This window comes from Clostridioides sp. ES-S-0108-01 (genome assembly GCF_020662285.1).
Lineage (GTDB): Bacteria > Bacillota > Clostridia > Peptostreptococcales > Peptostreptococcaceae > Clostridioides.
In genome coordinates, this window is sequence record NZ_JADGMN010000006.1 from 80476 (window position 1) to 99597 (window position 19122).

The following is a 19122-nucleotide window of genomic DNA, read 5'->3' on the forward strand; positions in this document are numbered from 1 at the left end:
AATAATTTAGGAGACTTTAAATTTAAGCCAATGTAAATTTATAAAGTTGAAACAAGTACTTGTCTTTTAATTTTATATTTATACATATTTTTTTAGTACTATTGTGGCATTATGCCCACCAAACCCTAAAGAATTTGATAGTGCATATCTAACATTTTTTTCTTTACCTCGATTTGGAACATAATCTAAATCCAAACCTTCACCAACTTCTTGTATGTTTATAGTTGGAGGCACAAAACTATCTTCTATACTCATCGCACAAACAACAGCTTCTATAGCACCGGATGCTCCTAATAAGTGACCCGTCATAGATTTTGTTGATGATACACATAAATCATATGCCTTTTCTCCAAATACAGTTTTTATAGCCATAGTTTCGTATAAATCATTGTAATAAGTTGAAGTTCCATGAGCATTTATATAATCTACTTCTTCTAATGGAACATTTCCATCTTTCAAAGCCATATTCATAGACCTAGCTGCTCCTTCTCCATTTTCAGCTGGAGTTGTCATATGATATGCATCAGCAGTTAAACCATATCCAACTACTTCTGCATATATTTTAGCACCTCTTGCTAAAGCATGTTCTAGGTCTTCTAAGATAACGATTCCTGCTCCTTCCCCCATTACAAAACCATCTCTGTCTTTATCAAATGGTCGTGATGCAGTTTTAGGGTCATCATTTCTAGTTGACATAGCCTTCATATTACAGAATCCAGCAAAAGCAAGACCTGTTACAGCAGCTTCAGAACCTCCTGATACCATAATATCTGCATCGCCTCTTTGTATTACCTTAAAAGCATCACCTATTGAATGAGTTCCTGATGCACAAGCTGTACATACATTAGTGTTAGGACCTTTTGCTCCTAAAAATATTGAAACTTGACCAGCTGCCATATTTCCAATCATCATAGGTACAAAAAGTGAACTTACTCTTTTATTTCCTTTTTCTAAAAGAATTTTATGTTGAGTTTCTATTGCTTCAACTCCACCTATTCCAGAGCCTATTATAACACCAACACGCTCTCTATCAACTTTATCTAAATCAAGATTTGCATCTTCAACTGCTAATTTTGCAGATACTACTGCAAATTGAGCAAATTTATCTAATCTCTTTAATTCTTTTTTGCTTATATATTCTTCTGGATGAAAATTCTTAACTTCTCCTGCTATCTGAGTTTGATATGTGCTAGCATCAAAATTAGTTATTGTATCTATACCAGATACTCCAGATTTTATGTTGCTCCAGAACTCATCTTTTCCCGTTCCCAACGGTGTAACACATCCAAGTCCCGTTATCACTACTCTTCTCTTCATCGGATACCTCCACTTTTTTAAAGCTCGACTATTTATTAGCTTCTATATACTTAACTATATCACCTATAGATTTGAAGTTTTCTGCTTCTGTATCTGGTATTTCTATACCAAATTCATCTTCAAGTGCCATTATTATTTCTACTGCATCTAATGAATCTGCTTCTAAATCCTTCATTAATGATGTCTCCATAGTTATTTCTTTATCTTCTACTCCTAATTGCTCTATTATTATTTCTACAACTTTATTAAACATTGTGTTCCTCCTAAGATTTTTTATTTTAATAGATTTCTCTACTTTTTAAATTATTATTTTGATTATTGCATTACCATTCCACCATCTACATTTATTACTTGTCCTGTTATATAACTTGACATGTCACTAACTAAAAATGCTACGGCATTGGCTACATCTTCTGGTTTACCATAAGATTTCTTTGGTATGTTTGCTAGTGTTGATTCTTTTACGTCATCACTTAGTACTTTAGTCATATCTGTTTCTATAAATCCAGGTGCTACTGCATTTATATTTATGTTTCTTGATGCTAACTCTCTTGCAGAAGCTTTTGTAAATCCAATTACACCTGCTTTTGATGCACAATAATTAGTTTGACCTGCATTACCCATAATTCCAACTACTGAAGTCATATTTATTATTCTTCCATACTTCTTTTTCATCATAGGCTTAGTAACTGCTTTTGTACAATTAAACACACCTTTTAAGTTTATATCTATAACTCTATCAAAATCTTCTTCTTTCATTCTCATAAGCAAACCATCTTTAGTTATACCTGCATTATTAACCAATATATCAACTTTTCCAAATTCTTTTACAACAGAATCTATCATTTGATTTACTTCATCAGATTTAGACACATCACATTTTATAGAAGTACATTTTACATTCATGCCTTCTATTTCATTTTTAATTTTTAGTGCTTCATCTTCTCTAGAAGTATAGTTGATTACTATATCAGCCCCGAAAAATGCTAGTTTTTTTGCTATTTCTTTCCCTATACCTCGAGACCCACCAGTAACAACTGCTACTTGTCCTGTAAGATTTATCATTATATCTCTCCATTTCTATAATTTTGTACAAATTCATTAAGAGAATCTATGCCATCTATATTATAAATATTTACATTTACTTTTTTATTAGAAGCTATCTTCTTAATAAACGCTTTTAAAGTTTTTCCAGGTCCCATTTCTATAAAAGTATCATATCCATCATTTAAAAGTCTTTCTATAGAATCTTCCCAAAGAACAGATGAACTTACTTGTTTTATAAGCAGGTCTTTACCTTCATTTTTATAGTAATCTGCATTTACATTTGCCACCACATCAACTTTAGGTTTAGTTATGTTAACTTTTTCTAACTCACCAGCTAATTTTACTCCTGCTTCTTTTAACATTGATGAGTGAAAAGGTCCACTTACATTTAATTTAACTGCTCTTTTTGCTCCTGCTTCTTTACATTTTACCATTGCTTCTTCTATCTTTTCATTTTCACCAGATATAACTATTTGTCCAGGAGAATTGTAATTTGCTACTTCTACAATACCTCCTCGTATATCCTTAACTACATTTTCAAGTACACTTCTATCTAGACCTAAAATTGCTGCCATAGCTCCAACACCTGTTGGAACTGTTTCCTGCATAAATTTACCTCTTTTTTTAACTAAACATACAGCATCCTTAAAGTCAATTGCATCTGCTGCAACCAATGCACTATATTCTCCTAAAGATAATCCTAAGCATGCATTATATTTTAAATCTATTTGAGCTTGTACTGCTTTTAATACTGCCACACTATGTGTAACCATAGCAGGTTGAGTATTTTCAGTTTTAGAAAGCTCTTCTTCATTCCCATTAAACATAAGTTTTTTTAAGTCCATTTTTAAGGCATCGCTAGCCTCATCTATTACACTTTTAGCAACATCATTATTTTCATATAAATCCTTGGCCATACCCATATATTGAGCTCCTTGACCAGGAAATACTAGTGCAACTTTTCCCATCTTGCTCCTCCTGATTTACAGTTTGATTGCTGGCATAATTTCTCTTGCTTGATTTACCATAGTTTCTATAATTTCTTTACAAGTTGTTATTTCTTTTACCATAGCAGCACTTTGACCTGCCATAAATGAACCTTTTTCTATGTCTCCATCTACTGTTGCAAATCTTAAAGCTCCTGTACCTTTTTTATCCAACTCTTCAGGAGTAGCTCCATTTTGTTCCATCTTTAAAAATTCTTTTGATAATTTATTTTTTAATGTTCTTACTGGATGGCCAGTACTTCTTCCTGTTACAATAGCATCTCTATCTTTTGCTTTTAGTACTAAGTTTTTATAGTTTGAATGTACAGAACACTCTTCACTACAAATAAATCTAGTTCCTACTTGAACTGCACTAGCACCTAATGCAAATGATGCAGCAATTCCTCTACCATCTACAATCCCTCCAGCAGCTATTACAGGTATGTTTACAGCATCAGCAACTTGTGGAACTAAGACCATAGTAGTAAGTTCTCCTATATGTCCTCCACCTTCAGTACCTTCTGCTATTACTGCTGTAGCTCCTAGTTTTTCCATTCTTTGCGCCAAAGCTATTGTAGGTACTACAGGAATAACCTTTGTTCCAGCTTCCTTTAATCTATCCATATACTTTGCAGGATTTCCAGCACCAGTAGTAATAACTTGAACTTTTTCTTCTATAATTAAATCAATTATATCATCAACAAATGGTGACATAAGCATTACATTTACCCCAAAAGGTTTATCTGTTAATTTTTTGCATTCAACAATTTCTTTCTTTATAGCTTCTTTTGGTGCGTTTCCTGCTGCTATTATTCCAAGCCCTCCTGCATTAGATACAGCACTTGCTAATGATGCAGTAGCTACCCATGCCATTCCCCCTTGGATAACTGGGTATTTTATATTTAATATTTCGCAAATTTTATTCATACAATTCTCCTTCACTTGAAATCATAAAAGTAAACTTTTTATTATTAATCAACTTTGCGTATATAAAGTTAATTTTGTTGATTAAAGCATTTTAGACATTTTATACTATAAAGTCCACTTGACAACTGAAGCCCCCCAAGTTAGACCTCCACCAAATCCAACTAAAACTACATTATCACCCTTTTTAATTTTGCCTTCTCTATAAGCTTCATCTAACGCTACTGGGATAGATGCAGCAGACATATTTCCATATTTGTTTATATTTACATAAACTTTTTTCATATCAAGTTCTAATCTTTTAGAAGAAGCTTGTATGATTCTTATATTAGCTTGATGTGGTACTAAATAGTCTATATCAGTTGTATTTAAATTTGCTTTTTTAAGAGCTATTAAAGAAGTTTCTGTCATCTTTCTAACTGCAAATTTAAACACATCACTACCTGCCATTTCTATTGTATGTAGATTAGCTTCTACAGTCTCTTTACTTGCTTTAAGTCTTGAACCCCCAGCAGGTACTTTTAAGCAATCTTTTCCTTTACCATCAGAACCCATATGTGTAGATAGTATTCCACCTTCACTTACAGGACCAATAACAGCTGCTCCAGCACCATCTCCAAATAATACTGCTGTTGTTCTATCATCATAGTTTAAAAACTTAGAACAGGTTTCTGCTCCTATTACAAGTACATTTTTATAGCAACCAGTTTCCACAAATTGCTTTGCAATAGTTACTCCATATACAAATCCAGAACAAGCTGCTGATATATCAAATGCAGTAGCATTTACTGCCCCTATTGCATCTTGTACTATACATGCAGTTGAAGGCAAAGACATGTCAGGAGTAATTGTCGCTAATATAATCAACTCTATATCCTCTACGTTTAACTTTGCACATTCTATAGCTTTTAAGGCAGCTTTAGATGCTAGGTCAGAAGTTGCTTCAGACTCCTTGGCAAATCTTCTTTCCTTAATACCAGTTCTAGTACTTATCCACTCATCTGATGTATCCATTATCTTTTCGAAGTGAAAATTATCATATGATTGCTCAGGTAGATAACTTCCTACTCCCAATATTCCAGCCTTTGTATTCATTATATATTAAACCTCCAAAACGAGTTTATTCATCTTCGTTATTTTTATTTTCTTCATTATATTTGCTTATAAATTGATTAATATCTTCAACGACTTTTCCTTTTGAAAATTTTATTCCTTGATTTATGGCATTTTTTATAGCTTTAGCATCAGAACTACCATGAGCTTTTATAACGCCTCCATTTAAACCTAAAAGTGGAGCTCCCCCATACTCAGAATAATCTATAAAACTCTTTAATTTTCTTAAATCATCCTTTATAAGCAATGCTCCTATTTTACTTTTTGTGCTGGCCATAAAAGTTTCCTTTATAAGACTCATAACTGAAAGGGCTACACCTTCAGCAGATTTCAGTAATATATTACCTGTAAATCCATCACATATGATTATATCTGTGTATGCATTTATAACTTCCCTAGCTTCTACATTCCCTATAAAATTTAAATCTAATTTTTTAATTTCTTCATATGACTTTTTAACTAAATCATTGCCTTTGCCTTCCTCTAGTCCAACATTTGCCAATGCTACCTTAGGATTTTCAAGACCTAAAACTTTTCTTGAATAAATATTACTCATAGCTGCAAATTCAACTAGATTCTTAGGTTTACAATCTGCATTTGCGCCACAGTCTGCTATAAGTGTCATTCCTCGCTTTACATTCGGTATTGCCGAACATAAGCAAGGTCTATCGATTCCCTTTATTCTACCAACAACAAATAATCCACCAGCAAGCAAGGCTCCTGTATTTCCAGCTGATATTATAGCATCTGCCTTTCCTTCTTTTACAAGGTTTAATGCTACTACCATAGAAGAATCTTTTTTACTTCTTATAGCCTTTACTGGTTTATCTTCATTTTCTATAATCTCAGTAGTATGAACTATCTCTAATTTATTTCTATCAAATTCATAATTTGAAAATTCCTTTTCAAGTAAATCTTTATCTCCTGTGATTATTAAATCAACTTGATATTCTTTTATAGCATTTACTGCGCCTTCTACATTAGATTTAGGTGCATTATCTCCACCCATTCCATCAATTACTATTTTCATAATTTCCCTCCTAATCTAATTCTTCAAAGATAAACTTTCCTCTAAATATTTGCTCTTGAGCTTTATTGTTGATAACAACTTTTACATAATGCTTTTTATCTATATTTCTATACACTTCTGCTTTTGCTATAAGCCTATCTTGTTGTTCTATCAACTTAAAACTTTTTACATTTGCAACTCTCATAATAACTTTAGGTGCATCTATTATAGCCATTGCCAATGAATCTGCTAGAGAAAATATATACGTATCTTTTAAAGTATTAGTCTTAGAATAAATCATGTCTTGCGTAACTTCTAACATAGATATACCTAATCGCCCTACAGATAAATCAATGATTTCTCCTGTAATTTCCTTTACTCCTAAAGTCTTTACTTTTGAACTCTGAGTTTCTGCTATTGATTTGACTCTTTCTCTTAGCTCTGGTATGTTTAGACTCATTCTATCTAATCTTATAGTCTGAATACTTACATCAAACAGACTTGATAATTCTTCATCAGTATAAAAAGGATCCGTCTTTAGCATATCTATAAGCTCTTTTTGTCTTTGGGCTTTACTTTTCTTTTTCATGTTCCCTCCAAATTTTATAGCTGTAATTAGTACCAGCTACTAATAGTAGTATATAGTAACACTCAAAAATTTTCAATACTTATATTATTATTTTTCTATTTTTTAATATGCATAAAATCCACTTATTTCTCTAGTAAATCATCTTTTTTTATATGTACAAAAAAAACATGTAGAGTATACTCTACATGTTTTTTAGAAGCTATTACTTAGATACAACTTCTTTACCTTTATAATATCCACAGTCTGGACACACTCTATGTGGTAATTTTGGCTCATGACATTGTGGGCAACTTACAAATCCTGTTGCTTCCATCTTTGAGTTAGCTGCTCTTCTCATTTTTGTGTTTGATTTAGACGTTTTACGCTTTGGTACTGCCATTTACGCCACCTCCTTAGTCAAAATTTAATTAAATAAATCTTTTAATTTAGCAAAACGAGGATCTATGTATTCCTCATCGTTTGTAATTTCACTGCAAGAACACTCTTCTTCATTTAAGTTTGCTCCGCATACTTGACAAAGACCTTTACAGTTTTCACTACAAAGAACTTTATGAGGTACATTAAAATCTAATGTCTGTTCTATTATATCAACAAGGTCGATTTCTTCACCATCGAATATAAAAGGATCAAATTCCTCAAACTCATCTTCATCATAATCTTCTTCTTTTACTAAAAAACCTTCTATAGAATACTCTAATGGTATTTCTACTTCTTTAAGACATCTTGAACAATTGTCAACAACTGTAAAATTGACATCTATATCTAGATATAAACCTTTATTAGTCTTTGACACTTTCCCTTTTAAATTTACAGGTGATACTAATTTGTAAATCTCATCACAATAACTAATAGTATCAATTTTTTCACAAAAATTCAAGTCTATTTTGTCAGTTTCTTTTCTATTTATTTTTTCTATACTAACTTTCATTAAGTTCACCTCAACATATCACCAAATTTATTATACAAATCTAGCATTTGTTTGTCAAGTATTTTTACTTGATAGGCATCAGTTTACTTAAATTATTTTACTAATCTTAATGTATCTCTAGCTATCATTAATTCTTCATTAGTTGGTATTAAAAGCATTTTTACTTTAGAATCAGCAGTAGATATTACTGTTTCTTTTCCTCTAACATCATTAGCTTCTTTATCTAATTTCATTCCTAAAAACTCCATGTTAGAAGCTATGTCTGCTCTTATAGCTTTTCCATTTTCACCAACACCTGCAGTAAATACTACGACATCCAATCCATTCATCTCAGCAGCATAAGCACCTATATATTTTTGTACTTTTTTAACATAAGCTTCTAATGTTGCTTGAGCTCTTTCGTCTCCATTTTTAGCTGCATCTTCTATATCTCTGAAGTCACTAGAAATTCCAGTCATTCCATATACTCCAGATTCTTTGTTCATTAATTTATCCAATCCATCAGCATCTAAACCTTCTTTTCTCATTAAGAAAGGTAATATAGCTGGGTCTATATCTCCACATCTAGTTCCCATTATTAATCCTTCTAATGGAGTGAATCCCATAGATGTATCTACACATTTTCCACCATCAACAGCAGCTATAGAAGCACCATTTCCTAGGTGACAAGTTACTATTTTTAAATCTTTTATATCTTTTCCTAATATCTCTGCTGCTCTTTGAGATACATAGTTGTGAGAAGTTCCGTGGAATCCATATCTTCTTACCCCATATTTAGTGTATAACTCATGAGGTAAACCGTATAAATATGAAGATTTAGGCATTGTTTGATGGAAAGCAGTATCAAATACTCCTACCATTGGTACATCTGGAAGTATAGCTTTACAAGCATCTATTCCCATTATGTTTGCTGGATTATGAAGTGGAGCTAAATCTATACACTCTTTTAAAGCTTCTTCTACTTCTGGAGTTATTACTACTGAAGTTGCAAATTTTTCTCCAGCATGCACAACTCTATGTCCTACTGCATCTATTTCTTTCATTTCTTTAACTGCACCAAATTCTGGATGAGCAACAGCCTCTAAAACTAATGCTATTGCATCTTTATGGTCCTTCATTGGTTGTTCAACAACGTATTTATCATCTCTACCTGCTTTTTCATGTTTTAGTATAGAACCTTCTATTCCTATTCTCTCAACTAACCCTATACATAAAACTTCTTCATTACTCATATCTATTAATTGATATTTTAATGAAGAACTCCCGCAGTTTAATACTAATATTTTCATTATTATTTCCTCCTTAGATTTTTTTATAAATAATATGTAATAAATTTTGATTTGTAATAAATGTCTAAATAAAACTCTATCTTTTATTATTTTGTCATAGATATATTATTGTATACATTAAACGATTTTCATAAATAATATATCACCTTTTAATATAAAAGTATATACTTTTTTTTTATATTATATCATATTTCTAGTATAGTAAATTGTGTATTTTACTAATAATATATCAATAAATTAACTTAATGTAGATTATTCTTTCCCATTTGCTATAATAATATAATATAAAGCTCTAATAAAGTTATTTTAATAACATTTAATTAGTTTTTTATTATGTAGAATTTCTACATTTTTGTAAATTTTTTTACGTTTTTTAGCTTTATAATTAAATTTTTAAATTTTATACATATTGTAATAAATTACGATATATATAAAATAACTAAAGATAAAAGGAGTATTTTATGAATGTACTTGGATTAATAGTTGAATATAACCCATTTCACAATGGGCATATATATCACTTATCTAAATCTATAGAAAAAACAAATGCAACACATACTGTAGCAATAATGAGTGGAAACTTTCTACAAAGAGGTGAACCAGCTTTATTTGATAAATATACTAGAGCAAAAATCGCTGTCGAAAATGGTGTAGACTTAGTTATAGAATTACCAACTCTATTTGCTTGTCAAAGTGCTGAAATTTTTTCTCATGGTGCTACAACAGTTTTAAATTCACTAAACTGTATAAATTCTATATGTTTTGGTAGTGAAGAAGGAGATACAGAAATTCTTTATAATATCGCCGAGATTTTAGCAAATGAACCAGATAAATTTAAGCTACTTTTAAAAAAATATTTAGATGATGGTCTGTTATTCCCAACAGCTAGAGCTAATGCACTTTTTGATTATATACATCAATACAAAAAAAATAACTTTATACAGAATTCTTCAAAGGAACAATTATCAAAAATATTAAATTCATCAAACAATATACTTGGCATAGAATATATAAAAAACCTCATCTATTTAAATAGTAGTATAAAACCATTTACTATCTCTAGAGTTCAATCAGAATATAATTCTGAAGAAATTGATAGTGACATTTGCTCGGCTACTGCTATAAGAACTTCACTTAAAGAAAATATAAACCTTTTTTATTTAAAAAATGTTATTCCAGAAAAAACTTATAATATCCTAAATGAAAAAATAGATAATGGTTTTTTACCTATGTTTGATAACTTCTTCTTTGATGCTTTAAATACAATTATACTTAGAGATATAGACACTTTAAAAGATTATTTTGAGGTAAATGAAGGCATAGAAAACAAAATTTACAAAAATATTTTTACATCTAAATCTCTACATGAACTACAACTATCAATTAAATCTAAGCGATACACTTTAACTAAAATCAAACGAACTTTAAATAATATATTGTTAGGTATTAAAAAAAGTGATATACAACTTGTAAAAAATATAGATGTAATCCCTTATATAAGAATACTTGCTTTTAATGACAAAGGTAGAGAAATCCTAAAAGAGATAAAAAATAAATCTGAAATAAAAATAATAAATAAATTCTCAAATATATCATTTTCATTAGATGATGTTATTTTTAGAACACTCATAAGTTATGACATAAAATCTACAAATATATACAACTCAGTATATTATAAAAATAATAAAGACTTAATAAAAGGTCCTATGGATTTTTACACTCATCCAATCTATATAAAATAGATTTTTAAAATAACTATATTTGTAAAAAACTATTTTATTAACACTTTATACAAGACACAATAATCTTACTTTATCTACGTACACAGGCTTTTAGGATGGCAACATCAACTTAAATATTATCTAACTTTCTAAATTTAAGTAAATATTGCCATCCTAAAACTTTTACAATTTAGCTTTAGATTTAAGAGTAAATTTTAAAATATTACATTTAAATATAATTTTATATTTTTTGTTTTGCAAACATTATTAAATTAATATTTCTAATATATTTTCCCTGGATTTAAAATATTTTTAGGGTCAAAAGCTAACTTTATATTTTTAATTAACATCATATAAGCATCTGAATTTGATTCATGCAAGTACTCTTTTTTAGCATATCCTATACCATGCTCACCAGAAACTTGACCACTAAGTTCTCTAGACTTTTTATACATACAGTCAAAAGTTTCTTTTAATCTCATTTTCCATGTATTGTCATCCATACCATCTTTTAAAATATATATGTGTAGATTTCCATCTCCTGCATGACCAAAACTTTTTATTCTTATTTTTAATTTATCTTGAAGCTCGTGAGTGTATCTTATAAACTCTGCTATCTTATCTCTTGGAACAACTACATCACATTCATCCATCTGTGTAGTAGATGCCTTTATAGCCTCTAAAAATGCACCTCTAGCTGACCATATAGAATCATTTCTTTCCTGTGTATCTGATATAAATACATCTAATGCACCATTTTCTAGACATAAATTAGCTACTTTTTCATATTCTTTTTCTATATCTTCAGTACTATTTCCATCAAATGTAAGTAAAAGATAAGCATCTGATGTATTATCTGGAAACTTTTTACCTAAAAATTCTTCTGCTGCCAGTATCACATCTCTTTCCATAAATTCTATAGCTGTTGGTATTGATTTTGATTTTATTATTTTAGGAACAGTTTCTATTGCCATTGATAAATTTGGAAATGGTATAAGCAAACTTATGCTTTTCTTTGGTAAAGGAAGCAATTTTAATATAGCTTTAGTAACTATTCCTAAAGTACCTTCTGAACCTACTAATAAGTCCTTTATACTATATCCAGAACTATTTTTAACTATCTTTCCACCTACATTTATAATTTCTCCATTTGGCAGTACAACTTCAAGACCTCTTACATAATCTCTTGTGACGCCATATTTTACTGCTCTCATACCACCTGCATTAGTGTTTATATTCCCCGCAATTGTAGCACTTTTCTCACCTGGGTCAGGTGGATAAAATAAATCTCTATCTTGAACATATTGACCTATTGTCATCAACAAAACACCTGGCTCTACTGTCAATGTTAAATTTTCATAATCAACTTCAAGTATTTTATTCATTTTGCACAGATTAATCATTATTCCACCATTTATGGCAACAGCAGCACCTACAAGACCAGTACCTTGACCTCTTGGTGTGACTGGTATATTATTTTCATATGCGTACTTCATTATTTTAGATACTTGTTCAGTTTCAAGCACATTTACTAAAACTTCAGGGTACTTCTCAATCCCTCCAAGTTCATCATGTGAGAAATCTTCATTTATATTACTTCCAACTACTACATTTTCTTCTCCACAAGTATCTATTAAAAATTCTATATCTTTTTTATCAACTAATTTATACATTTCTATCCCCCTATTTAGCTGCTGATGCTATATATTTTTGATTATCATCTTTTTTATTTTCTATCTTTTCAATCAATTTAGGAATAATATCGTAAATATCTCCTATTAAGGCTAGATGTGCTACATCAAGTATAGGTGCCTTATCATCTTTATTTATGGCTACTATATAGTCAGCACCCTGCATCCCTGCAACAAATTGAACAGCTCCAGATACACCACAAGTTATTATAAGCTTAGGCTTTACAGTTCTACCACTAAGACCTATTTGTCTTTTAGCATCTATCCAACCTGCTTCTATTACAGGTCTTGTTCCTGCAACTTGAGCATTTAACTTATCAGCTAATTTATATATCATCTCCATATCTTCTTGTTTTTTTATTGCTCTACTCGCTACTATTATTACTTCAGCTTCTTCAAGACCCACTTCTTTATTTTTTTCTTTTACACTTAGTACTTTAATCTTAGATTTCAACTCATTTTTTTCTATTTCACATAATGTTACTTTACCCGTTGCATTTTCTACTTTTTCTGGTACTGAAAATATTTTATACCTTACAGTTGCAAATTGTGGTCTATTATTTGGTGTATTTATATGAGCCATTATATTTCCGCCAAAAGCAGGTCTTATTTGGTCTAAATCTGTATTTGATTGAATATCAAGTATTGTACAATCTGCTGTAAGACCTGTTCTAAATCTAGCAGCAAGTCTTGGAGCCAATGACCTACCTAGTGTAGTTCCACCAACTAACATTATTGTTGGTTTTATTTTATTTATGAAGTTTTCTATTGCTTTTGAATATGGTTCTATTCTAAAATCTTTAAATTCATCTTCATCATATATAAATACCTCATCCACACCATAAGAAATCAAATTACTGCACTTATCTCTTATGTCTTTTCCCACAAACACACAATACACAGGTTGTTTTATTTTTGATGCCATCTCACGAGCCTTACCTATAAGCTCATACGTTACAGGATGTATATTTCCATTGTGATGTTCAACATATACTGCAACTCCCCTCCATTCATCTTTATTAAGTTGTACTTTACTACTCTCTATAAATTCAAATGCACCTTTTGGTCCACTTTTGACACATAACTTACACATCTTACAGCCAGCACTTATCTCTACTATACCTGACTTTTCTTCTATAGCCCCAAAAGGACATATTTCTAATACTCCCTTTAAGTCAGTTATTTTATCTTGATTTACAACTATCTTTGACATTTATTACTCCTCCTTACACCAATTTTAATTCCTCTAATTTATTTACAAGCGCAGAACTTAGTTCATCTGCATTTCCTCTCACAATATTTTTATCTGTGTTTGGCTTTGGAGGAAATATTCTTACAACTTGAGTAGGAGAACCATTGAGCCCATAATTATTTTCGTCTTTATCTTCAAAATCATCTAGGCTATATACAGGTATTTTTCTATCTTTAGTATCTAATTTTAATTTAAATGAAGGTAGTCTTGGTTGAAAAATATCTTTTTCTACAGTTATTAAACATGGATATTCAATCTCACATACTTGTAAATCATTTGGCATATCTATTTCAACAACTATACTTTCATCTTTAACATCAATTAATTTTGTAACATTAGTAACATGAGGTATATCTAAAAACTCAGCTACTTCAGGTCCAACCTGTGCTGTATCACCATCAGTAGTTTGTTTTCCACAAATTATCAAATCTACCCTTCCCATCTTCTTAATACCTTGTGATATGGTATAAGAAGTAGCCAATACATCTGCCCCTCCAAATCTCCTATCACTTATTAATGCTCCTTCATCAGCTCCCATCATAAAGCTTTCTTTAATTACCTTCTTTGCTTGAGGAGGACCCATGCTAAGTACTTTTAGATTAGCTCCTTTCTTTTGTTTTATTCTAAGTGCTGTTTCTAAAGCATATAAGTCATAAGGATTCATTTTTGAATCTACTCCATCTCTCTTTAGTACTCCTGTAGTTTCATCAACTTCTACTGAAGTTGTTCCAGGCACTTGTTTAATACATGTCAAAATTTCCATAAAGTACACTCCTTTTTTATTTAACTATAACTGAAACTCCATCAGGTATAACTACTACTTTACTCTCTTTACCAACTATACTAGTTGCCATTTCTAAAGCTTCTCTAAAATTAAATGCATGTTTCATATGCATTTTTTTTATCATTTCAGGATTACATTTATCTGTTACCATTATTACAGTATATTTAGATAGTATTCTTGCTAGTATCTGAAATTCCCATTGGTCTGGAATTGTGTTTAATCTGCTGACACTTCTAATTTTATCTAAAAGTTGTTTTGGAGAATCTGCATTTGCCACATTTTCATAAAAAGATTGACCACCATGACCATCATTACAAGCCGCAATCATTATTATTACTCCACCTTCTCTACAAGTAGCTTCGGCTGCTGTCATCCCTTTAACAGATTGATAAATATTTTGGTCTAGTGGATATCCACCATTTGTAGTTACAACAATATCTGATTTTATAGGATTTACTTTCGATAACTCTGTTACAAATTTACACCCTTTAGTATGTGCTTTTTCGACATCACCAGCAAAAGAGGCAATTATTTTTTTATCTTTATCTATTACAACATTCAATATGAATGCTAGTTTTGCAACTTTAGCTGCATATACCATATCCTCATGAATAGGATTATTATTCAATTTTCCAGTCCTTGAATTATCACTGTCTATAAAGTCACTACAATGGTTATACATTATAGTCTTTGCAGATGCAATTCCTGGAAGTACACTTTTTCTGCCACCTGAAAAACCTGCAAAGAAATGAGGTTCTATAAAACCTTCTGCTATTAAAAGTTCTGCCTCATATGCTAGTTTGTTTATATATAAATCTCCACCTGAAGGTAATACGCCTACCTTACACATAGATTCGTCATCAGTAGACACGTGCATAACTATATCTTCGTTATCTACTATTTCTTCTCCCATTTTATAAACTAGTTCTTCTCTTGTACTTGCCCTATGAAATCCAGTTGCCACCATAATCTTCACTTCAATTTCTGGATTAACCTTCCTAATTCTTCTTAATATAATTGGCATAGTTATTCTACTTGGTACAGGTCTTGTATGGTCACTTGTAATTATGACTACATTCTTTTTCCCCTTAACTAGTTCTTCCAGTGAACTAGAGCCTATAGGATTATTCATAGATTCTTCAACTATTTCTTCTTGAGTCTTATGTTCTATATAATTATCCAATTTTGCCTCTAAAACCCCAAGAAAACGTTTCTCAGGTATTTCTAAAATCATTCCTTGTTTTGAATACGGTACTTTTAACTTTACCATTTTTAATCTCCTATTATAATAAACTATAAAATTGGTATGTGGTCATACCAGTTTTACATTTATATAATAGTACCATTATCTACCATTTGCAAGAATAATTTATTTTATAACAAACTTTTAATTTTCATTTTTTCTATAATTTTTACTTATAAAATTCATATGTTCCTTTACTTTCTCACATGCAAGCTCTATATTATTTTCTACAACTGCATTGTATATAGCCTCATGCTGCTTAAGTAATATATTTTCATTAAAGGGCTCTGCGATTATTTTTTCTCTTGCATCTTCTATAAATCCATCAAATAATTTTGATGCTGTCATAAAAAGACTTTGAATTAAATAATTTTTACTCAATGTTGCCAGTTTACTGTGAAATTTTTGGTCTAATAAAACCAACGCCCGATTATTATCTTTTTTATTAGTTTCTATTTTCATTTCATCTATTATACTTTTCAACTCTATAGCTTCAGAAGAAGTTATTCTCTTTGAAGCTAGTTTTGCAGTCTCAATTTCTAAAATTATTCTAAGCTCTAATATATCTTCAAGTGTACCATTATTAAGTTTAAAAATCATAGATAAGGGTTCTATTAAAGTTTTTTCTATATTTGTACATATAAAATTTCCTTCACCCTGTCTGCTTTCTATCACTCCCATAGTCTCTAATACTCTAATAGCTTCTCTGATGGAAGTTCTACTTACGTTCATTTGCTCAGACAATTCTCTTTCTGATAGTAATTTATCACCCTTTTTTAACTCTCCATTTAGTATTTTATATTGTATTTGCTCAATTACTTGTTCATAAACTTTTTTACTAGCTATACTATTAAACATTTTTTCCTCCAATGTGATAATCGTTGTTGTAATATATATCTATTATATATCTTAAGTCATTACATTCATATATTTTTATTACTTTTAATATAATATCTTATAACTCAAATTTACAGGTGATATTATGAAAAAAAATAAAATTATTGCTTTTTTTGCTCCATCTATCATAGTTGGAGTTCTAGTTTTAGGCATTATCCTATACCCAAATGAAGCTATAAAATCTGCAAGAGAGGGCTTTGCTATATGGTCTAATGTTTTAGTTCCATCACTACTACCATTTATAATTGGAGCAAACTTAATTGTAGATTTAAAAATAGTGGATATTATAGGATTTATTATCAATCCCATAACTAGACTTGTGTTTAATGTTTCAGGAAAGAGTGCTTTAGCTTTTGCTATATCTACAGTATCTGGTTATCCAGTGGGAGTAAGTTTGGCCTCTGAGTTTAGAAATAGTAGACAAATTTCTAAGCATGAGGCCCAAAGACTTGTGTCTTTTTGTTCTACATCAGGACCTTTATTCATAATAGGTTCAGTCGGTACAGGTATGTTCCAAAATTCAAACTTAGGTTACTTAATGATTCTCTGCCATTATCTAGGAACTATATTGGTTGGTCTTTTCTTTAGAAACTATGGTAATGAAAGTCTTCCAAAGACAAAATTGGATTTAAAAACAAACATAAAAAATATAATCAACATTAGGAATTCAAGTGGGAATGGTTTTTTTGTTCTATTTGGAAATGCTGTATTTAATGGAGTAAATACATTACTTACAGTTGGTGGATTTGTAATTGTTTTTTCAGTAGTATTTAAAATACTATCTCTTTTTAATGTAATCTCATTAATAGCATCAGTTATATATTTGCCTCTTTCATTTTTAGGTGTCAATAAAGAACTTTGTCAAGCATTTGTAAGTGGTCTATTTGAAATTACTATAGGTTGCAACAAGGTATCTAGTGTAACAAGTACTCCAGAAATTTTAAGAGCATCTTTAGCTAGCTTTTTGATAGGATTTAGTGGATTGTCCATCCTAGCTCAATGCTGTACATTTTTATCAAAAACAGATATAGACTTAAAATTATACATACTAAGTAAGTTTGCACACGGAGTTTTAGCTGCTATATTTATATTTATACTTTATCCAATTGCAAACTCTACTGTATTGGTTTCCAGCTTTGCTGATACATACAATGTTATATATAACAATTTAATCTGGTTTTATTATCTTAGCTATTATGATACAATTCTTCAAATTATAGTAATAATCTATCTAATCTCAGCTGTATTTATTGCTAAAAAGCATATGAAAAATTTATCTACAAGTGGGAAACTGATAAGATATAAAAATACTTTTTTCATTAGAAAATTTTTACGAAAAAAATAAAACTAACAAAAATTGACTAAATACTTCCATTTTTTTATTATATTTGTCATAATTTTAATAACCTTTTTAATTAGTTTAACAGCATAGTTATTTCATCACAATTTGATAATTTTATCAGAAATATTTTTCAAAAATTCTCCTTAATCACATATATCACACTTGTATAAGTTTATTGGAATATTATTCCATTATATAATATTTAATTTATATTATATAATAAATACCGACCTAAACTTACCAAATCAAACTAAGAGGAGTGGTTGAAAATGGCAACAAGACCTATAGAAATAGACGAATATAAAAAGATAATGGAACTATTACATACTGGCTTTATTTATAGTGAAAATGGCATTGAAAAAAGATTTAGAAAAAATCCTAAAGTTGCGTTGGCACTAATGTTAGAAGCTAATTTAGGTCTAAGAATATCAGATATTTTAAGATTAAAAATAGGTAATTTTAAAGGTAATATGTTAGAAATAAATGAAAAAAAGACAGGTAAATTACAATATAGACCAGTTAATAAAAATATAATTGAATCTATAAATGAACATGCAAGAAAATATAATCTTAAATCAGATGACTATTTAGTAAATATAAAGACAAAAGCTATTCAGAAACAATTGAGGATAATTTGCAGATACTTAAATTTGTATAATATAAGTACACATAGCTTTAGAAAGCTCTACGCTACTACTCAATTTGAAAAGAGTAACAATAACTTAGAATTGGTTAAGGAACTGTTAAATCATAGCTCTGTTGCCACTACACAGAGATATATAAGGGTAACTCAGCAAGCTATTAATGAAGCTAGTGAAAATTTCTTTATTGGATAATTATAACGTATACATTCTGTTATCTTATTAATTCACCAGATACTAAAAAGGAGTGTCTCAAAATGAACCTTTTAGTTCATGAGACACTCTTTTTGAAGTATTATTTTCTATTAAATCAATTAATCCACTTCCTACTGTTCCATACCCTAATATT

Annotated in this window: 19 protein-coding genes; 3 read left to right on the plus strand and 16 right to left on the minus strand. The window is 30.0% G+C overall.

The window, feature by feature from the left end; genetic code table 11:
* Positions 1-78 precede the first annotated feature (78 nt).
* The 11 genes from fabF to IR152_RS07795 form a co-directional block, all read right to left on the minus strand.
* On the minus strand, positions 79-1317 hold the full coding sequence (gene fabF, locus IR152_RS07745) for a beta-ketoacyl-ACP synthase II (protein ID WP_227451208.1): 1239 nt from the start codon (positions 1315-1317) through the stop codon (positions 79-81).
* Positions 1318-1345: 28 nt separating this feature from the next.
* Positions 1346-1570, minus strand: coding sequence for an acyl carrier protein (acpP, locus tag IR152_RS07750; RefSeq protein ID WP_003419132.1), 225 nt, complete (start codon positions 1568-1570; stop codon positions 1346-1348).
* Positions 1571-1632: 62 nt separating this feature from the next.
* A complete protein-coding gene (gene fabG / locus IR152_RS07755; RefSeq protein ID WP_227451210.1) occupies positions 1633-2382 on the minus strand; it encodes a 3-oxoacyl-[acyl-carrier-protein] reductase in 750 nt (249 codons plus the stop codon).
* Positions 2382-3332: an ACP S-malonyltransferase gene (gene fabD / locus IR152_RS07760; protein ID WP_227451212.1), complete on the minus strand. Its 951-nt coding sequence runs from the start codon at positions 3330-3332 to the stop codon at positions 2382-2384. Before fabD ends, fabG begins: the two co-directional genes overlap by 1 nt.
* Before the next feature lie 15 nt (positions 3333-3347).
* Complete coding sequence (gene fabK / locus IR152_RS07765) at positions 3348-4277, minus strand: enoyl-[acyl-carrier-protein] reductase FabK (RefSeq protein WP_227451214.1); 930 nt, start codon at positions 4275-4277, stop codon at positions 3348-3350.
* Positions 4278-4382: 105 nt separating this feature from the next.
* Positions 4383-5369 (minus strand): beta-ketoacyl-ACP synthase III, encoded by a 987-nt coding sequence (locus tag IR152_RS07770; protein WP_227451215.1) that lies wholly within the window; start codon positions 5367-5369, stop codon positions 4383-4385.
* A gap of 25 nt (positions 5370-5394) precedes the next feature.
* Positions 5395-6417: a phosphate acyltransferase PlsX gene (gene plsX, locus IR152_RS07775; protein ID WP_227451217.1), complete on the minus strand. Its 1023-nt coding sequence runs from the start codon at positions 6415-6417 to the stop codon at positions 5395-5397.
* A gap of 10 nt (positions 6418-6427) precedes the next feature.
* Positions 6428-6985, minus strand: coding sequence for a transcription factor FapR (gene fapR, locus IR152_RS07780; RefSeq protein ID WP_003419115.1), 558 nt, complete (start codon positions 6983-6985; stop codon positions 6428-6430).
* 202 nt (positions 6986-7187) lie between these two features.
* Complete coding sequence (gene rpmF / locus IR152_RS07785; protein WP_003419113.1) at positions 7188-7364, minus strand: 50S ribosomal protein L32; 177 nt, start codon at positions 7362-7364, stop codon at positions 7188-7190.
* Between the two features lie 24 nt (positions 7365-7388).
* On the minus strand, positions 7389-7913 hold the full coding sequence (locus tag IR152_RS07790; protein WP_227451219.1) for a YceD family protein: 525 nt from the start codon (positions 7911-7913) through the stop codon (positions 7389-7391).
* Positions 7914-8005: 92 nt separating this feature from the next.
* Positions 8006-9202 carry an acetate/propionate family kinase gene (locus IR152_RS07795; RefSeq protein WP_227451220.1) on the minus strand — a complete coding sequence of 399 codons (1197 nt, stop codon included), beginning with the start codon at positions 9200-9202 and terminating at the stop codon, positions 8006-8008.
* 461 nt (positions 9203-9663) lie between these two features.
* Between IR152_RS07795 and IR152_RS07800 the strand changes: the two genes are divergently transcribed.
* Positions 9664-10944: a nucleotidyltransferase gene (locus tag IR152_RS07800; RefSeq protein ID WP_227451221.1), complete on the plus strand. Its 1281-nt coding sequence runs from the start codon at positions 9664-9666 to the stop codon at positions 10942-10944.
* Between the two features lie 260 nt (positions 10945-11204).
* Here IR152_RS07800 and IR152_RS07805 read toward each other — a convergent pair whose 3' ends face one another.
* From IR152_RS07805 to IR152_RS07825, 5 genes are all read right to left on the minus strand, one after another.
* On the minus strand, positions 11205-12596 hold the full coding sequence (locus IR152_RS07805; RefSeq protein WP_227451222.1) for an FAD-binding oxidoreductase: 1392 nt from the start codon (positions 12594-12596) through the stop codon (positions 11205-11207).
* A gap of 10 nt (positions 12597-12606) precedes the next feature.
* The gene (locus IR152_RS07810) at positions 12607-13827 is read right to left on the minus strand and encodes an electron transfer flavoprotein subunit alpha (RefSeq protein ID WP_227451223.1); all 1221 of its coding nucleotides are present in this window, start codon (positions 13825-13827) and stop codon (positions 12607-12609) included.
* 13 nt (positions 13828-13840) lie between these two features.
* Positions 13841-14629 (minus strand): electron transfer flavoprotein subunit beta/FixA family protein, encoded by a 789-nt coding sequence (locus tag IR152_RS07815; protein WP_227451225.1) that lies wholly within the window; start codon positions 14627-14629, stop codon positions 13841-13843.
* 16 nt (positions 14630-14645) lie between these two features.
* Entirely contained in the window at positions 14646-15920 is a 1275-nt protein-coding gene (larA, locus tag IR152_RS07820; RefSeq protein ID WP_227451226.1) for a nickel-dependent lactate racemase, read from the minus strand.
* 117 nt (positions 15921-16037) lie between these two features.
* Positions 16038-16751: a FadR/GntR family transcriptional regulator gene (locus IR152_RS07825; RefSeq protein ID WP_227451227.1), complete on the minus strand. Its 714-nt coding sequence runs from the start codon at positions 16749-16751 to the stop codon at positions 16038-16040.
* Positions 16752-16875: 124 nt separating this feature from the next.
* On the opposite strand from IR152_RS07825, the gene IR152_RS07830 reads away from it, so the two are divergent.
* Together IR152_RS07830 and IR152_RS07835 are read left to right on the plus strand one after the other, a co-directional pair.
* A complete protein-coding gene (locus tag IR152_RS07830) occupies positions 16876-18135 on the plus strand; it encodes a sporulation integral membrane protein YlbJ (protein WP_227451228.1) in 1260 nt (419 codons plus the stop codon).
* A gap of 266 nt (positions 18136-18401) precedes the next feature.
* Positions 18402-18968, plus strand: a complete 567-nt coding sequence (locus IR152_RS07835; protein WP_227451229.1) for a tyrosine-type recombinase/integrase — start codon at positions 18402-18404, stop codon at positions 18966-18968.
* Positions 18969-19122 lie beyond the last annotated feature (154 nt).